Origin of the sequence: Microcoleus sp. Pol11C3 (assembly GCF_036701485.1) — a bacterium.
Lineage (GTDB): Bacteria > Cyanobacteriota > Cyanobacteriia > Cyanobacteriales > Microcoleaceae > Microcoleus.
In genome coordinates, this window is record NZ_JAUBQW010000005.1 from 37,419 (window position 1) to 54,268 (window position 16,850).

Below are 16,850 nucleotides of genomic sequence, written 5' to 3' on the forward strand. Positions count from 1 at the left end.
TTATCGAGGAATTCAATATGTACCTGCAATTTGGTAAACGAATTTGTGACTTGACAATTGCGCTCTTAGGTTTAATAATTCTAGCAGTACCAATGGCACTGATAGCTATATTGATCGGGATCACATCGGGTAGTCCTATCCTTTTTACCCAAGTAAGAGTTGGCAAAGGTGGACAGATTTTCTATGTCAAAAAGTTTCGGACTATGAGGGTGCGATCGGTGGAAGATAGCTCGATTACTGTTGCAGGCGATGCGCGAGTGACAGCAATTGGCAGTTATTTACGACGCTGGAAGTTAGATGAATTGCCACAACTGTGGAATGTACTCGTTGGCGAAATGAGTTTGGTAGGGCCCCGACCCGATGTTCCGGGTTATGCAGACAAATTGCAGGGTGACGATCGGAAATTGCTTCTGCTGCGACCGGGAATTACTGGCCCTGCAACTCTCGCTTACAGAAATGAAGAAGAAATACTCGCAAAAATTAGCGATCCAGTGCAGTATAACAACGAAATAATTTACCCAGATAAAGTGCGAATCAATTTGGAGTACATGGAAAAGTGTTCTTTGATGCAAGATTTAAAGTATATTTTAGAAACGATTGGCGTTAGGTCTAATCGGGTGGCTGATTAGCATCAATCTTACTTTCCAATATCTCATCTATTCTCATAATTTGTATGGCGTGCGGGCCGCAACAGCTTGGCAATATTGCCTGATTTACAATCAACAACACTGCTAAATTCAGGGTTTTTCCCTACCTATCGTGCTTTACGATAACAGCAAGTTCGTAGTAAACAAGCCAGCTTAAAAGTAATGAACAAACAAATTCTCCTATCAACACCTCACATGGGCTACCTCGAACAGGAGTTCGTCAAAGAAGCCTTTGATACCAACTGGATCGCCCCCGTCGGCCCCCATGTGGATGCTTTCGAGCAAGAATTCTGCCAAGTAGTTGGCGCTAAACACGCAGCGGCTGTTAGTTCCGGTACCGCAGCTTTGCATTTGGCTTTACAATTAATTGGTGTCGGTTCGGGAGATGAGGTTTTTTGCTCGACTCTAACTTTTATTGCGACTGCTAGCCCAATTACTTATCTTGGTGCCAAACCAGTTTTTATCGATAGCGATCGCACTTCTTGGAATCTCAACCCCGATTTGTTCCGAGAGGCACTTGACAAACGAGCAAAAATTGGTAAATTACCCAAAGCTGTGGTTATCGTACACCTCTACGGTCAAAGTTGCGATATCGACCCAATTCTGGAAGCTTGCAATGCTTATGAAATTCCGCTAATAGAAGATGCGGCAGAATCTCTAGGGGCTAGTTACAAAAATAGAGCGCCGGGAAGTTTTGGTAAAATCGGCATTTTCTCATTCAACGGCAATAAAATTATCACCACTTCCGGCGGCGGAATGTTAGTTTCAGACGACCAAAAAATTGTAGAAAAAGCTCGTTTTTTGGCAACACAAGCCCGTGATCCCGCTCCTCATTACCAACATTCAGAAATTGGCTACAATTATCGTCTCAGCAATGTTTTGGCGGGAATTGGTCGCGGTCAATTACGGGTGTTGGAGGAGCGAGTTGAAGCGAGACGACACAATTTTGAGGTTTACCAACAAGCTTTAGGAAAATTGCCGGGAATCGAATTTATGCCGGAAGCTGCTTTTGGAAAATCTACTCGCTGGCTGACTTGTTTAACAATCGATCCGGCCGCTTTCGGTGCAGATAGAGAACAAGTTCGTTTAGCACTTGCTCAAGAGAAAATAGAAGCGCGTCCGGTTTGGAAACCTTTACACTTACAACCAGTATTTGCCGATTGCGAATGTATTGAAGGTGCGGTGGCCCAAGAGTTATTTGAATACGGGCTTTGTTTGCCTTCTGGCTCTAATTTAACTGATGAAGATTTAGAGCGGGTGACAAGTGCGATCGCCCAAATTCACAAAGAAAATCGATGATCTAGCCGAAGGAAGTTCGACAACAGATTCTCTAACGGATGTAACGGAGGTCAGGAAGAAGAAAGATGCGATCGCTATTATTATATCCCTGAATTTTTCAAGAAGTTGGGGAGTTACGTCTTCTGTCTTTTGATTAATTTTCCGGCCATTCTTGCAGGGCGATCGCAATTTCTTGTTTCAATCTTGGTTCGAGACTCTCTTGTTTCACTAAGTTTTCTAATTTCTGCCTGGCCTCGGCAGCACCTAGCTGTTTTAGCGCTGCCATGCAGTGCAGCCTGACGCTGCTGTCTGCGTCGCCCAACATTGAAATCAGAGCATCTAGCCCTCTCATATCTCCTAATTTTCCTAAACCTAAAGCTAAAGATTTTTTGCTAACTGCCTCCTGCACGGTCGGATGATTTGTTTTCAACAAATCAATCAGAATTTTAGCAGCAAGAGCTTTTAATTCCAGCTTTTCTACTCGGCCTAAAACAGTGACTATCTCTTGATAAACAGTAGAATTTATGTTAGTAAATTGCGCCATTAATGTCTGATGCAAATATGCTAAAGCGGTTGCAGTTTCCATCCAGATTAGGGCGCGCACAGTTTCGATTTGCAGTTCAACCGGAGTTGTGGGCGATCGCAGCAATTCAAATAAAGCAGCCGCTGCAGCATCGGTTTTCACTCGCCCGATCGCGATCGCCGCCAGCTTGCAAACTTCTAATCGAATGTCCGAAAGCAAAGGTTTGAGCAAGTTAACTAAATCTAATTCGGCATCTAAATAGGCGCGCACCCCGAGAGCTCGCACGGCTTCTTTTCTGACTGCTGTCGCCGGATCTTTGAGTGCTGCTACCAGTACCGGCGGGATGCGGGAGTCGTGAAAGCTGCTCAGCGCCTCGATTGCGGCGGCCCGTACCGCAACTTGAGAGTCTGCGACTACGCTCAACAGCGGTGCGATGGTTTCGGTGCGGCGAATTTGGGCGAGTGCTGCTGTTGCAAACTCTCGCGAGTCTTCTTGGAGTAGGAGAGTTGCGAGGGATTCTATGGCTGTCGGGCCTAAATTTCCTAGGGTTTCGGCGGCGATTTGGCTCAATTCTTCGTCGGAATTTTTAACCAATTTTACTAAAGCTTGAATCACTTCTGGGCGATCGAACTTTCCGAGGATGCGGGCGGCAAACCACCGGGGCTCTGTGTCAGCGTCTTCGTCTTCGAGTACGGCAATTAAAGGTGCGATCGCGCCATTTCCCAGATAGGGTAATACTTTAGCAATTTCCCAACGGTCTTGAAAATCGCCCCATTCTAAGGCTTGTATTGCTAAACTCACAGCTCGATCTAAAATGTGTTGTTCCTGCGGTTTGCTGCCTTTGGCTGTCACTTGCTGCAAGCATTCGACTAACCCAGGCCAGTTTTGGCGATCGGCAGCGACTTGCGCTTTTTCTAAAATATTACACATAATTTTAAATTAGGTTCGATCGAAAAGCGAGGTTTTTTGCTGCTAGGTCAGAGCGGCAGGTACTTTTTAGGAATCTTTTGCTACAATTATCCCTTTTTTGACATTTTTGTCAATCCATCATAACTGGTAAAATGGAAGTAAAGCATTAATTGCATCCAGTTAAGGCATCAAGCTATACTTTTTGTAATTAAACACCCTCAATATTCCTAATAAAAAATTAACAAATGAAGAAAGCTCTACTTTTAGTAAACCAGCACTCCCGAAAAGGGCAAAAGCTATTATCCCAAGCCACTAGAGAATTAGAAGCACTGGGTTTTGAGTTAATTGTAGAATCTACCGACCACGCCCGCGAACTTTCCGACACTATTCGCCCCTACCAAAATCGAGTCGAATTAGTAATAATCGGCGGTGGGGACGGCACTCTCAACGCCGCCATAGAAGGTTTGATAGAGACGAAGTTACCCTTGGGTATTTTGCCGATGGGAACGGCTAACGACCTAGCCCGCACTCTGGGAATTCCTACAGATTTATCAGCAGCTTGTCAAGTAATTGCCAGCGGTAAAGTTCGGCTAATAGACTTGGGTTGGGTTAACGGCCAACATTTTTTTAATGTTGCGAGTTTGGGACTAAGCGTGGAAATTACCCAGCGGCTGACTAAAGACGTAAAGCAGCGCTGGGGAGTGTTAGCTTATGCTTTTACTGCTTTGCAGACATTTTTTTCAGCGCGACCGTTCCGAGCCGAAATTAAGATAAACAACCAATCTTTTAATGTTAAAACTATTCAAATTGCCATTGGCAACGGCCGCTACTATGGCGGTGGCATGACAGTTGCCGAGGATGCCACAATCGACGATAGGCGACTGGATTTGTATAGTTTGGAAACAAAAGACTGGTGGGAAATCATTGCTTTGCTGCCGGCTATGAGGCAAGGAAATCATACCAGTTGGCCTAACGTTCGCGCCTTGCACGCTCAAGAATTTGAGGTTAATACTAGCACACGCCGTCCGATTAATACCGACGGTGAAATCACCACTTACACGCCTGCAAAGTTCCGAGTTATTCCCCAAGTTTTAGCAGTTATAGCTCCCTAATAACTTACCAGTCATATATCAGAAACTGGCAATACTGCCCGTGCTACAATCAATAATTTTTCTTGTGTAACAGGCCAGAGATCCTGTTCACTTAATAATCGCCTCCAGCGCCGTATTGCCACGCTTCAACTAATCGGTGAAAATAGTATTGCTGCTCCGGCGCTAAATTTTTTACCTGCGGTTCTACGGCTTTCCCCAAAGGCTGCAATCCCGTATAAATTCCTAAATTCACATAATGAACCATCCAATCGATCAAATTACCTATTCCTACCTGTGGGATAATTTTCATAACTAATCCGGGATGGCTAATTGCTGTTTTAAACAGGGTTTGGGACAAAGCCGGAAACAGCACTATATCTTGAAGAAACGGTTTGAGTACCGGTTCTCCCAACTCTTCCATTACCTGAAATACGGCAGCCAAAAGTTGATTGATTTGATTGGGGTCTATTTTTTGATTCATCGCAGCACTCATCGAACGCTGAAACAACCAGGTAACTGATAGGTTCGGCTGGTAGGGTTGCAAAAGTGCGAGGGAATTTTTGCTGAGACTGTCGCTTGTCAAAGCTTCGTCAATTCCTAGAGTCAAGCGCTTGAGGTGGCGTACCATTGCCCCGAAACCGCCGAAGCTGAGGGGAGATTGGCTGCCACTGCTATCTCCGACTGGGAGTATGCGATCCCAAGGCGTTTTTAAAGGACTTTGGCGATAGCAGGGGAAGAATCCGTAGAGTGCTCTTTGGAATTTTAACTGTTCGAGTTCGACGTTTTGATATTGGGGAAGCAAGCGCAAATACTCTTCAAATAATGTTTCTAAACTGAATCTTTCTGTGTCGGCGTCTATGTAGGTAAATAAGTAGGTGGTGCGGCCGTCTCTGGCTGGAAATGCTTCCCAAAAATATTGGCACTGATTTTGCATTGGGGTGAAGGATGCAAATAAGTCGCCCGTCTCGTTTTTGGGAAATCCTTGAGCGCAACTGCCGACTACTAAACATACGGCGTCGGGTTTTTTGCCTTTTCTTGCTTGGCGGACAATGGGCGAAAAATGTCCCATTGCGTCTAATAATAATCTGGTTTTAAATAAATTTGTAGCAGGTTGTGTATCGGTATTGGCAGCTTCTACCAAGACTCCATCAGGGTGAATAGTTGCTGTTTTAAAGGGTGTATTTTCAAAGAGCCTTCCTCCAGCTTCGAGGAATCGCTGCTTGAGGGTTTCGAGGAGGTAAACTGGATCTATTCCGATGTTTAGTACGCCCGAAATCCAGATGTCGGGGGTGTTGGCAAAGCTGATGCGAGCTGGGTTGTATTCGGTGGCTATAGCTTTTTCTATCTCTTCAACAGATAGTAGATTTAGTTCTAAGAATGCGTCTAATTCTTTACGAGAAATGTTCCATTCTTGATCGCGGCCTCGCAGGGTGCCGCGTTCGAGCAAGGCTACTCGCCAACCCCGCACGGCTAAGGCTGTACCGATTAATATTCCTAGGGTTCCGCCGCCGATAACTATGTCAAAGTCGAGGGTTTCGAGGGGTTGTTGACTGTGTTTGACTGCTTGAGGTGCTGGTGCGGTGTTTTGTTTGAGGTTTTCCCAGAGTCGATCGACCTTTCGCAGGCCTCCGAGGGCGTCTCCTGGCAGTTGGGAGAGGATTTGTTCGGTGAGGGACATCGGGTTTTAGTATTAAACAGTGGTGGGTTTTTTATAATTTAGCTTAGGAATGAGAATTAAATAACTTACACTTTTCATGACTGTTGTGGGATGGGCGTCCCGCCCGTCAGAAAGGACGAGCGGGACGCCCATCCCACAAGAAAAAAGGGAAATTATTTAATTGACGCTCCTTAGATTAACATTTGCGACCGTTTCAGGGCTTACGCATAGAGTGGCGAGAAACTCGGTTTCTACGAATTTTGGGATGAGTAACGATAAATATACGAATAAATCGGGTTTCTGATGTCGCAAGTGCGATCACAAACAGAGTTTTTATCCTCATACAGAGAAACCCGGTTTATGAAAAAAACCGGGTTTCTACCCCTCGGCGGTAAGTCGGGGAAATTATATTCAATCAGCAATGCTTAACTCTTCAACTCGCAGCCGATCGCACAAAATTCGCTCGCACACTATACCACCCGTATCCGCACTCCTGCAAACTTCTAACTGAGCTTCCGGCAGCGCTTCAAACAAAAAACGTTCCCCCGGAAACACTGTCCGCTCAAAATACCAATTAGGAATATTTGTAATGCGAGCGATTTGCACTGTGCTAGTATTATTAAGATACCAACACAAAATACGCCCATGAGGTTCGGAAATTACCTGAGTCAGTGTCAAATTCATTTTTTTAACTTGTTGGTGAAATTGTGCGAGCGATCGTCGGCGACTGGCCTGAAATTAATATAGCATATTACCCGTTAAAACACATTCTTTTTATATTGTTTGGGTTAATTAATAAATTTTGCCGGGGAAACATCAGCGCCTTCCACGTATTCCCAAGAAGGTGCAAAAGCCGGCATTGCTAAAGTGCAAGATTTCCATCCTCCCCTAACAGGTGCGTTCAACAATTGACAGTGACCGACTGAACCTCTTGCCTGTTGGTAGTGACCGCAAAAATTACACTTGGAAGCCGGATTGCAAACGCGCTCGCTAATTACAAGGCAGGGCTGGTTTTGGGTTTTGTTGCGATCGATAGTTAAAGTGTTCATTAAATTACTTTTTAAATGTTCAGTCTTAAGTATGACGGCTGGAGTGCAGTCGTGGCCTCTATCTCAAGGCTTAGTTCGCCTTTAAGTTTTGTGTAGGGATCGATAGAAAATATATTATTTTTGACATGATCAAGCTAGGGAGCAATTGAATTTGCTTTCGGTGGTATTGGCGGCCACGGCTTTATGGCCGATCGCGCTGGCCTGGGATATACTTCCTCAGACAGAGCTAATTATCCTCGCCTAACTTGCTGAACAAATCGGCTAAAATTGTATTAGAAAATAAAAAACCTTCGGGATCGCTCAACCTCAAATTTCCCGAAAGCGGTAGTTTCCCACCCTCGCCTAAAGTTGCGCTCGCCCTATCCTCGGTCATAATTTCCACCCATCCTTGCCGCCAGTAGGGCTGCAAACAATGCCAAATTTTATCAACCGTTTGCTGCGTAAACTTTTCGGTCAGCGCCGACAGGCTAACTCCTTCTGCTAAACGCAAACCTAGCATCAGCGTTTCTAACAAAACGTCATTTTCTGAAACTTGAAAATTTTGCTCAATTGCTGAGTAAATATCTGGGTGGGTTTCCCCCCCAATTTGAGGAGTTGCAGGGGAATTGAGGCTAGAGATCGATCGCACCCACTGATAATATTCTTGAGTTTTGCGAGGTCTAGTCAACCTACGGCCTTCCACGTAACTCGCCGCCCCCATTCCCAAACCGTAATAAGGGCGATTTTCCCAATAAACGCGGTTGTGGCGGCACTGATAACCGGGCCGAGCATAATTGGAAATCTCGTAATGTTCGTAGCCAGCACCAGTCAGAATTTCCTGCGCTAAACGGTACATTCCTGCAGCGGTTTCATCTGCTGGTAGCGGGTACGCGCCTGCTTCAAAGTAGCGCCCGAAAGCAGTTCCCTGCTCAACAATTAAGTCGTAACTCGACAAGTGAGTCGGGCTAATTTCCACCGCCGATTTCAGGGAAGCTTCCCAGTTTTCTAAAGTTTGGTGCGGCAGTCCCGAAATTAGGTCTAAACTGAAATTGACAATACCAGCCGATCGCACTATTTCCACTGCTTCAAAAATATCAGCGACAGAGTGCGATCGCCCGCAAGCTTGCAGCAATTCATCCTGAAAAGCTTGCACTCCCAGACTAACTCGATTTACTCCCGCCGCTGCATATCCCCGCAACTGTTCTAAAGTAAACGTACCAGGATCTATTTCTATAGAAATTTCCGCCTCAGCAGCAATCCCAAATTTGGCGTCGAGAGTCTCTAAAATATTGCTCAACTGACTGACAGAAAGCAGCGAAGGCGTGCCACCGCCAAAAAAAACTGTTTTCAGAGATGCGCCTAAATTTTTAGTTTCTTGAATTTCTTGACACAGTAGAGCAACGTATTGCACGATTGTGCCGGAATTCTCGCCATTTTTGCGATCGCCCACCACAAAAACCGGAAAATCGCAGTAGTAACAGCGGCGGCGACAAAAAGGTATGTGCAGGTAAGCCGAACTAGGAATCCCGGAATTTGCCGCTTGCACACTTTTTTTTAATTCAAATGTTAAATAATCTGTGGTAGGGTTCATTACATTTCAAGCCGAAAGCGCCACTTCAAATCTAAAGTTTTAATTAAACAATCATGAATAATTATGTATATTATGACATTTTCTTACCAAAAAAGCGCTGCGAACGATCGGCTCTTTTAATTTAACGTCGTACCGATTTTGAGATGCAAAAATTCCCGGACAGCACGCAGGGCGGTCTATTCGCACCTCGTGCCTGCTTTCGGCCCGGCGTGGTAAATTCCGAGCGACTCCCTGGCACATCCCCCAAAGGGTACAACCGCGAAATATAAGTTTATGAAAATCCCTGAGTAAATATAGCGATATCCGACCACAGCATGAAAACAAGTATCAGCACTCGAAAGATATAATGTGAATAAATTCATTAACCTAGAACTAATGCTAGACGCAATCATAATAATCTCATTCATAATCGCAGGCGGAGGCATCGGCTATTACGGAGTCGAACTCCTGCCGAGCAATCTGCTGCAGCAAGTTACAAATATACAAGGTTTAAGTTCTGTACTAGGCTCGTTTGGAGCATTAATCGGCTTCGTGATGGGATTAGTGGCTCAAACAACCTATCGGCGCCTGGAAAAACAAGTCCGCGATATGCCAGTGGAGATGCTGCTGACGCGGGCGATCGGCTTAATTATCGGACTGCTAGTAGCCAACTTAATGCTGGCTCCGCTATTCCTGCTACCAATTCCCAGCGAGTTCGGCTTCATCAAACCTCTAGTAGCAGTCTTGGGTAGCGTCATGTTCGGCTTCACCGGCGTCAGTTTGACCGACACCCACGGCCGCGCTTTCTTGCGACTGATCAACCCCAAAAGCTTTGACACGGTGTTGGTAGCCGAAGGTACTTTCAAACCAGCAAGTGCCAAAGTTGTCGATACTAGCTGCATTATTGACGGCCGAATTGAAAACTTGCTAGAAACAGGTTTCCTCGAAGGTCAAATTATCGTGCCGCAATTCGTGCTCCAAGAACTGCAACTGGTAGCTGATTCCGCCAACGATCAAAAGCGAGTGCGCGGGCGCCGCGGCTTAGATGTACTCAACCGCATCAAAGAAACATATCCAGAACGGATTCAAATTCACTCGGCAGACTACGAAGATATTGCCACAGTCGATGCGAAATTAGTCCGCTTCGCTTTGGATATCGACGGCATTTTGCTCACCAACGATTACAACTTATCGAAAGTAGCTACCGTCCAAAAACTGCCGGTTTTGAATATCAACGACTTGACTCATGCGGTGCGCCCCACTTATTTGCCGGGAGATACGATCGAACTAAAAATCCGCAAAGAAGGCAAAGAACCCTCTCAGGGAATCGGTTACTTGGATGACGGCACAATGGTTGTCGTGGAAGCAGGAAGCAGCTATGTCGGCGGCGAAGCCAGAGTCGTAGTCACCAGCGCCCTGCAAACTAGCGCCGGCCGCATGATATTCGCCCGTCCTCAAGAATCCGTTATTGTTTGAAACTGAGTAACAATGGCCAGGGCAATCAGAATCAAATATTGCGATCGCTGTTCCCAATCTGCCCCGACTCTCTACCGCGCCCGGTATGACGAGTCGGGGCAGTGGTTTTTTTTGTGTCTTAAATGTTGGGAATCGGTAAGTAAAAACAATCCTTTTTACTTCTACGGTGGCACTTGGAAAGCCACCAATAAAAAATAGCAATTACCCCAGAACAGCATTAAAATGAGCTTCTTCTTCTTTTCTCTTCCTTCCTGTCCTAGCGCTTATATCAAATCTGTTAGCATCGGAATTATTCCTATCTCTATTCTCTTCATCTGCGTGAATTAGCGTCAATCCCTTGTCATCTGCGCTTGCTGAAATTATCTTTTTTTAACCGCAGATACAGGCAGATAAACACAGATTAACGCAGATGAATTCTATCAATTCCGGTTGCACCATCCATCCGTGATTGTTGACCCTTCGGCTTCGCTCATGGCATCGCTGTTGACTGGATTTGACAATTCCGATGCAACCGGAATTGATATTACGCGCCGCTTCGCTAACGCGCTTCGCGGTTCGATCGCCCTTTTTCACCTTTCCCCAAACTTTTAACGGCGGCGCGGGGCCGGAAGCCTCGCACTATTGCCATTTTGCGGTTGCGGTTTTTCTTGCAGCTTCATTGTCAAACTAACCCGCTTTAACTTCTCATTCACCTCCAAAACCCGCACTTTCACAACTTGTCCGACTTTAACAATCTGTTTCGGATCGTCCACGAAGCGATCGGCTAATTGAGAAACGTGAACCAAACCATCTTGGTGCACTCCCACATCAACAAAGGCTCCAAAGTTAGCTACATTCGTGATTATGCCTTCTAATTCCATCCCAACTTGCAAGTCGGAGATTTCTTTAATTCCTGCTTGGAAAGTGGCATATTTAAACTCGGCTCGCGGGTCTCTTCCCGGTTTTTCTAGTTCGGAAATAATGTCTCGGAGTGTCGGTTCTCCGACTTTTTCTGTGACATATTTTTTGATGTTTACAGTCTTGATTTTTTCCGATATTTGTGTTATTCCTGTCAGCGGCAAGTCTAAATCCTTGGCGATCGCCTGCACTACAGGATAACTTTCGGGATGAACTGCTGTATTGTCCAGGGGGTTTTCGCCGCCGCGAATGCGGAGAAACCCCGCTGCTTGTTCAAAAGCTTTGGGCCCGAGTTTGGGAACTTTCAGGAGTTGGCGGCGATTTTTAAATGCGCCGTTTTCGTTGCGGTAATTGACGATATTTTTGGCAACTGTTGCCGTCATTCCCGATACAAATGTCAGCAGTTCTTTGGAGGCTGTGTTTAAGTCAACTCCGACATAATTAACGCAGCTTTCGACTGTTTCGTCGAGTTTCTTTTTGAGCAGTTTTTGGTCAACATCGTGCTGGTATTGACCGACTCCTATTGATTTCGGGTCGATTTTCACGAGTTCGGCGAGGGGGTCTTGCAAGCGCCGTCCGATGCTGACTGCGCCGCGGACGGTGATGTCGAGGTCGGGAAATTCGGCGATCGCCACTTCGCTTGCTGAATAAATCGATGCACCCGATTCATTCACCATGACTTTAATCGGTTTTCTTTCCATTTCGGCCAAAACTTCCGAAACAAATTCGTCTGTTTCCCGGGAAGCTGTACCGTTGCCGATCGCGATTAATTCAATTTTATATTTTTCAATTAAATGCTTGACAATTTTACCAGCTTGCTGTCGCTGAGCGGCCGCTTGGTGCGGAAAAATTGCTTGATATTCTAAAAATTGCCCGGTTTCATCGAGGGCGGAAACTTTACACCCCGTGCGAAATCCCGGATCGATCGCCAGTGTCGGTTTCATTCCCGCCGGCGCCGACAGCAGCAACTCGCGGAGGTTGGTTTCAAAAGTAGCGATCGACTCGATATCAGCGACGGCTTTGTTGTGCGATCGCACTTCCGTAATCAAGGAAGTCTTCATCAGTCGGTTGAAGGCATCCTTCAAAGTCGATCGATAAAACTCTTTAACTTCCGGTATTCTAGTTCTAATTTCCTGAGCTTCCAAATAAGCCATCACTGCGGATTCATCAAAAGCCAGTTCCAAATCTAAAACCCCTTCCGTTTCCCCCCGGAAAAGTGCTAACATATTGTGCGACTGAACGCTTCTCGCTGCAACTTGGTAATTGCGGTACATTTCAAATTTAGTGCTTCCTTCCGGGAAATCATCTTTTATTTTCGAGACAAAAACTCCTGTTTTCATCAAAAACTCTCGCAAATAAGCGCGCAATTCCGCTTTTTCCGAAACCGCTTCCGCTAAAATATCCGCAGCACCTTTGACAGCTTCTTCTGCTGTTTTAACTCCCTTTTCTTCCGAAATGTATTTAGCGGCTTCCGCCTCCAAATCAGCGGGTTTAGCCGTCGGTAAGTTCAGACATTTGATAAAATTTGCCAGCGGTTCCAAACCTTTTTCCCTAGCAATTGTCGCTCGCGTCCGCCGCTTGGGTTTGTAAGGCAGATAAAGGTCTTCGAGTTCGTTTTTTTGCAAACAAGATTCGATTTTCGCTTGCAGTTCTTGAGTGAGTTTTCCCTGAGAGGCGATCGTCTCTAAAATCGACTTTTTGCGGTCTTCGATTTCCGTCAAATAGGTGAAGCGATCGGAGATATCCCGCAACTGAATCTCATTCAGCAAATCCGTGCGTTCTTTGCGGTAGCGGGCAATAAACGGAATAGTTGCTCCCTCGGCGAAAAGTTCCAGAGCATTATTGACTTGAGACAGATTAATGGAAAGTTCTTGAGCAATCAGTTGAGGAATGTCGAGCATAGTGCAGAATTTCGGATCAGTCGATTTTAGATTTTAGATTAACTTCACAGAAGAGAGGAAGAAAAGGGAATCATCCCATTTTTGTTAAAATCGCTTTCTAGGAGTGCGATCTTCCCGCACAGCAAAGCCGATATCTCTCGCTTGTAGCTCTCCGGCTTGCACTCCCGTGAAAGCTCTCTTTGGGATGCTGCCGTGATGTTAGCATAAATGCAGTCATTTCTCAATATTATATGTTGCCTTTTAAATATCCTGTGCCGCAAACAGATCCGCCGCGATCGCCCAGAGAAACGCTGCCGACGATGTACGATTTACCCAGCGAAGACCCGGAGGAACCTGGTTTGCCTGACGAATTTCACGATTTGCAGCCGCAGTTGTTGAGCCTGACGTTTCGACCTCGGAATTATCCAGCTTCTGAGATATTTAGTGGCACCGACATGAACCTTTATTATGACGTGCATCATACTCTGTGGCACAAGCGGCCGGATTGGTTTGGAGTTGTGGGAGTTCCCCGACTTTACGATCGATCCGAACTGCGAATGAGTTATGTTACTTGGCAGGAAGGCGTGAATCCTTTTGTAATTGTAGAACTGCTTTCGCCGGGAACGGAAAAAGAAGATTTAGGCGACAATACCAATGAGGAAAAGTTGCCACCTCAGTCGGGAAACACTGCGGGTAACGGGCAAGTTTTGGAAGGCGAGAGGAAGGAGGAACCGCCGAGAAAATGGGAGGTTTACGAGCAAATTTTGCGGGTTCCTGTTTATGCCGTTTTCAGTCGTTATACTAACAGGTTGCGAGTGTTTGAATTGAAGGGCGGACACTATCAAGAATTAGAATTGCCCGATTCGCGAGTGTGGATTGCTGAGCTAAGTTTGGGCTTGGGTTTGTGGCAAGGAGAGTTTCAGGGAATCGATCGACTGTGGCTGCGCTGGTATGATGTTGATGGCAATTGGATTCTGACTGAAGCGGAACAGCAACGGCAGCGGGCCGAGTCAGCCGAAGCTCAATTGCAGTCTTTAATTCGGCGGCTGCGGGAATCTGGCATTGATCCCGATCGATTTTTAAACGGTTAAATAGGACTGAAGTCCTGACTAAAAACGGGTTCGCAGTCAGGACTTTAGTTTTTTTTACTTCACAAGAAGACTGAAAGCCTCACTATACACAGGCTTTAACATTTGATCAAAACTTGATTGGTTGCGGCTTGTTTGTTTGTTGCTGGTACTCTTTGCACTCAAGTCATCCGCGTCGAGAGAGTGATGCAAATAAGCTTTACCGACAGAACCGAAAAGTTGCAGTTTGTCAGAAATGACCCATCGCATGGCATTGATAGATTTTTCCATTATTTCCAACAAATCAGGATGTGCCTCAGAAATGGTACTTTTTAACACGTCCATATAAGCTTCGCGAACTTCTGTATTCACATTAAATTTCGATACTCCCAATTTAATACATTGATGAACCATTGATTCCGGCAAACCGCTAGCACCGTGCATCACTAACGGCACTGAAACAGCAGCCCGGATTTTGGCCAGACGAGGAAAATCTAGTTTTGGTTCGCTGAAATATTTGCCGTGAACGTTACCAATTGTTACGGCTAAAAAATCCACCTTCGTTTCTTTGATAAACTCTACTGCTGCTACTGGATCGGTCATCCTTGCAGCTTTCTCATCGATTGTCAAACCGTCTTGCCTGCCACTAATTCTGCCGATTTCTGCTTCAACTGCCGCACCGTTAGCGTGGGCTAATTTAGTCATTTCCCGGCTAAATATTAAGTTTTGTTCGTATGGCAAAGGAGAACCGTCTGCCATAATGGATTTAATGCCGGCGGCTAGACCGATGTGAATGTCTTTTTCTGAGGTGCCGTGATCTAAGTGTACTGCGATCGGCACGAAAGATGTGCGCGCAGCTTTGAGGCACAGCGCGACTAAAGGCGATTTTCCATATAGGAGGGCGCTGGGGTGAAGTTGCAGTATAGCAGGACTGTGCAGCGCTTCAGCCGCTTTGATGACGGCTTTTACTCCTTCGAGGTTGTAGACGTTAAAAGCGCCGATCGCATAACCATTTCTCAAAGCCGTGTTCAGCAATTCGTTAGTTGAGGCGAGCATATAGTACCTACTTTAAAAACTTTTCTGAATGTTCATCATTCTATCAAAGTTTAAGGGCAAACTCAGCTTAATTTGTATTTATTTTAATTGCGAATTCTTCGGCTAGCATTTATTCTGACTGTCGAGCATTATATCAAAGTTCAAGGGCAAGCTCAGCTTAATTTGTGTTTATTTTAATTGCGAATTCTTCGGCTACGATTTATGTGAGGTGCATTTATTCTTGGGTAAGGTGCAGCGCACCAAACAAATAGTAGGGTGCGCCTAGCGCACCTTACTCCTAGAGTGATTTACTATGTTTGTGCGTTACCAGCGTGCAAACCGCACTCTTTTACGGTCGCTTCTTCCCACCACCAGCGACCTTCGCGTTCGTGTTGGTTAGGCAATATCGGCTTCGTACAAGGTTCGCAACCAATACTTACAAAACCGCGTTCGTGCAACTTGTTGTAAGGCACATCCAAAGCGCGGATGTATTCCCAAACCTCTGCCGAAGACCAGTTTGCTAAGGGGTTAAATTTAATTAATTCATGGTCGGGAGTGGAGAATGCAGTGTCAACTTCAATGACCGGAATACCGTTGCGGGTACTGGGACTTTGGTCTTTGCGCTGACCAGTAATCCAAGCATCGAGAGTATTCAGTTTGCGGCGCAGCGGCTTGACTTTCCGCACGCCACAGCATTCTTTGTGACCGTCTTGATAAAAACTAAACAATCCCTTTTCTTCTACTAGGGCTTGTACTTCTGCTGCATCGGGAAACATTACTTCTAATTTAATGCCGTAATGTTTTCTGACTTGATCCAAAAACTGATAAGTTTCTGAGTGCAATCGTCCGGTGTCTAGGGTGAAAACGCGGAAATTATTAGTGATTTTTGAGGCCAGATCGATCAGAACTACATCTTCAGCCCCGCTGAAAGAAATGGAGATATTGTCAAAATTTTCTAGGGCAAATTTGAGAATGTCTCGCGGTGTTTTTTGACTGTATTCTGCTTCTAGCGTGGCAATGTTGAGATTTCTTTGGATGGCAACCATATTTTCGGATTTTCGGTGTTCTTTTCCTCTAGCCCTTTATTATAGCCGATCGCTGTCTCTCCCTCACCGACTAATTTGACAATCAAGCAATGTCGTCCGGGGCCCCCGGATTCATCCGTGAAACGAGAAAAAAGCTCCGACTGCTCATCACCCGCCCCCGGATTTATCAGTGGGAGCGCTTTCTTCAATTCTAAAATCTAAAATCTAAAATCTAAAATCTAAAATCGATTGACCGCATCTTCCAGCAGTCTTTTCGGCTGGGTCCACAATCAAGCTCAAGGATGGCGATCGCCTGCTGGTAGTAGTTTTGGTGAACTCAACACTCCTCGACTGTGTAAAATGGGACTATCGCGCGGTCAATTTATTTGGCCCCCAAATTATAAATTACAGATAATAAAATTCTTTAAATGTCATTGTTACCATCCTCAAATTAAGCTTGTATTATTAATTACAAAATAGCGCTAGCTCAAAAATATAGCGCTGTATATTAAGTGAACAAAGTTTCTCTCAACACCAGTATTTACCGCCCAATATCTACTTTTAAGTGGCTGTTATTTGCGCTAATTAAATAAATTAACCAGCATTATTTAGGAATGCACTTAACTAGATAAGTGGGAACAAATCTAAAAAAAATACGTAGAAAATCCCGCTTTGGTACCCAGTCGCTCCTTCTACTAAGAGCTGTTGGTTTTAACACAGCGCTTTACAAGAATTAATTACTAATTGCCGATTACTTTATTCAGAGC

The 16,850-nt window shown here is 45.3% G+C and carries 14 protein-coding genes; 6 read left to right on the forward strand and 8 right to left on the reverse strand.

The genetic code is table 11. The features are described from left to right. Nucleotides 1-17: 17 nt before the first annotated feature. Both QUA40_RS02815 and QUA40_RS02820 read left to right on the forward strand, forming a co-directional pair. The gene (locus QUA40_RS02815; protein ID WP_333121608.1) at nucleotides 18-629 is read left to right on the forward strand and encodes a sugar transferase; all 612 of its coding nucleotides are present in this window, start codon (nucleotides 18-20) and stop codon (nucleotides 627-629) included. 180 nt (nucleotides 630-809) lie between these two features. Next, nucleotides 810-1,946, forward strand: a complete 1,137-nt coding sequence (locus QUA40_RS02820) for a DegT/DnrJ/EryC1/StrS family aminotransferase (RefSeq protein WP_333121610.1) — start codon at nucleotides 810-812, stop codon at nucleotides 1,944-1,946. A gap of 133 nt (nucleotides 1,947-2,079) precedes the next feature. Here the strand turns inward: QUA40_RS02820 and QUA40_RS02825 are convergent, their stop codons facing one another. Next, on the reverse strand, nucleotides 2,080-3,378 hold the full coding sequence (locus QUA40_RS02825) for a HEAT repeat domain-containing protein (RefSeq protein ID WP_333121612.1): 1,299 nt from the start codon (nucleotides 3,376-3,378) through the stop codon (nucleotides 2,080-2,082). Between the two features lie 224 nt (nucleotides 3,379-3,602). Here QUA40_RS02825 and QUA40_RS02830 point away from each other — a divergent pair, with 224 nt between their 5' ends. Beyond that, nucleotides 3,603-4,469, forward strand: a complete 867-nt coding sequence (locus QUA40_RS02830; protein ID WP_333121614.1) for a lipid kinase — start codon at nucleotides 3,603-3,605, stop codon at nucleotides 4,467-4,469. Nucleotides 4,470-4,560: 91 nt separating this feature from the next. On the opposite strand, the gene QUA40_RS02835 is transcribed toward QUA40_RS02830, so the two are convergent. The 4 genes from QUA40_RS02835 to hemW all read right to left on the reverse strand — a co-directional run bounded on the left by QUA40_RS02835 (nucleotide 4,561) and on the right by hemW (nucleotide 8,724). Beyond that, nucleotides 4,561-6,126, reverse strand: a complete 1,566-nt coding sequence (locus tag QUA40_RS02835; protein WP_333121615.1) for an FAD-dependent oxidoreductase — start codon at nucleotides 6,124-6,126, stop codon at nucleotides 4,561-4,563. A 390-nt stretch (nucleotides 6,127-6,516) separates the two neighbouring features. Further along, nucleotides 6,517-6,789, reverse strand: a complete 273-nt coding sequence (locus QUA40_RS02840; protein WP_333121616.1) for a DUF1830 domain-containing protein — start codon at nucleotides 6,787-6,789, stop codon at nucleotides 6,517-6,519. Between the two features lie 104 nt (nucleotides 6,790-6,893). Then, nucleotides 6,894-7,154, reverse strand: coding sequence for a hypothetical protein (locus QUA40_RS02845; RefSeq protein ID WP_333121618.1), 261 nt, complete (start codon nucleotides 7,152-7,154; stop codon nucleotides 6,894-6,896). A gap of 226 nt (nucleotides 7,155-7,380) precedes the next feature. After that, on the reverse strand, nucleotides 7,381-8,724 hold the full coding sequence (gene hemW / locus QUA40_RS02850; protein WP_333121620.1) for a radical SAM family heme chaperone HemW: 1,344 nt from the start codon (nucleotides 8,722-8,724) through the stop codon (nucleotides 7,381-7,383). A 375-nt stretch (nucleotides 8,725-9,099) separates the two neighbouring features. Between hemW and QUA40_RS02855 the strand changes: the two genes are divergently transcribed. Together QUA40_RS02855 and QUA40_RS02860 are read left to right on the forward strand one after the other, a co-directional pair. Then, nucleotides 9,100-10,179 (forward strand): PIN/TRAM domain-containing protein, encoded by a 1,080-nt coding sequence (locus QUA40_RS02855; RefSeq protein WP_333121621.1) that lies wholly within the window; start codon nucleotides 9,100-9,102, stop codon nucleotides 10,177-10,179. Between the two features lie 429 nt (nucleotides 10,180-10,608). Beyond that, complete coding sequence (locus QUA40_RS02860; protein WP_333121622.1) at nucleotides 10,609-10,770, forward strand: hypothetical protein; 162 nt, start codon at nucleotides 10,609-10,611, stop codon at nucleotides 10,768-10,770. Here the strand turns inward: QUA40_RS02860 and QUA40_RS02865 are convergent. Beyond that, entirely contained in the window at nucleotides 10,767-12,977 is a 2,211-nt protein-coding gene (locus QUA40_RS02865) for a Tex family protein (RefSeq protein ID WP_333121623.1), read from the reverse strand. The two genes, QUA40_RS02860 and QUA40_RS02865, sit on opposite strands and share 4 nt — an antisense overlap. Nucleotides 12,978-13,207: 230 nt before the next feature. On the opposite strand from QUA40_RS02865, the gene QUA40_RS02870 reads away from it, so the two are divergent. Further along, nucleotides 13,208-14,047: a Uma2 family endonuclease gene (locus QUA40_RS02870; protein WP_333121624.1), complete on the forward strand. Its 840-nt coding sequence runs from the start codon at nucleotides 13,208-13,210 to the stop codon at nucleotides 14,045-14,047. Nucleotides 14,048-14,101: 54 nt separating this feature from the next. On the opposite strand, the gene QUA40_RS02875 is transcribed toward QUA40_RS02870, so the two are convergent. Then, nucleotides 14,102-15,079: a class II fructose-bisphosphate aldolase gene (locus QUA40_RS02875; RefSeq protein WP_333121626.1), complete on the reverse strand. Its 978-nt coding sequence runs from the start codon at nucleotides 15,077-15,079 to the stop codon at nucleotides 14,102-14,104. A gap of 290 nt (nucleotides 15,080-15,369) precedes the next feature. Beyond that, nucleotides 15,370-16,104: a phosphoadenylyl-sulfate reductase gene (locus QUA40_RS02880; RefSeq protein ID WP_333121628.1), complete on the reverse strand. Its 735-nt coding sequence runs from the start codon at nucleotides 16,102-16,104 to the stop codon at nucleotides 15,370-15,372. Nucleotides 16,105-16,850: the final 746 nt, after the last annotated feature.

Excerpts from the sequence above, each read along its gene's own strand:
- QUA40_RS02820 (WP_333121610.1), top strand. The coding sequence starts at position 810 with ATGAACAAACAAATTCTCCTATCAACACCTCACATGGGCTACCTCGAA.
- QUA40_RS02845 (WP_333121618.1), bottom strand. The coding sequence starts at position 7,154 with ATGAACACTTTAACTATCGATCGCAACAAAACCCAAAACCAGCCCTGC.
- QUA40_RS02875 (WP_333121626.1), bottom strand. The coding sequence starts at position 15,079 with ATGCTCGCCTCAACTAACGAATTGCTGAACACGGCTTTGAGAAATGGT.
- QUA40_RS02825 (WP_333121612.1), bottom strand. The coding sequence starts at position 3,378 with ATGTGTAATATTTTAGAAAAAGCGCAAGTCGCTGCCGATCGCCAAAAC.
- QUA40_RS02880 (WP_333121628.1), bottom strand. The coding sequence starts at position 16,104 with ATGGTTGCCATCCAAAGAAATCTCAACATTGCCACGCTAGAAGCAGAA.
- QUA40_RS02870 (WP_333121624.1), top strand. The coding sequence starts at position 13,208 with ATGTTGCCTTTTAAATATCCTGTGCCGCAAACAGATCCGCCGCGATCG.
- QUA40_RS02830 (WP_333121614.1), top strand. The coding sequence starts at position 3,603 with ATGAAGAAAGCTCTACTTTTAGTAAACCAGCACTCCCGAAAAGGGCAA.
- QUA40_RS02815 (WP_333121608.1), top strand. The coding sequence starts at position 18 with ATGTACCTGCAATTTGGTAAACGAATTTGTGACTTGACAATTGCGCTC.
- QUA40_RS02835 (WP_333121615.1), bottom strand. The coding sequence starts at position 6,126 with ATGTCCCTCACCGAACAAATCCTCTCCCAACTGCCAGGAGACGCCCTC.
- QUA40_RS02855 (WP_333121621.1), top strand. The coding sequence starts at position 9,100 with ATGCTAGACGCAATCATAATAATCTCATTCATAATCGCAGGCGGAGGC.
- QUA40_RS02865 (WP_333121623.1), bottom strand. The coding sequence starts at position 12,977 with ATGCTCGACATTCCTCAACTGATTGCTCAAGAACTTTCCATTAATCTG.
- QUA40_RS02840 (WP_333121616.1), bottom strand. The coding sequence starts at position 6,789 with ATGAATTTGACACTGACTCAGGTAATTTCCGAACCTCATGGGCGTATT.
- hemW (WP_333121620.1), bottom strand. The coding sequence starts at position 8,724 with ATGAACCCTACCACAGATTATTTAACATTTGAATTAAAAAAAAGTGTG.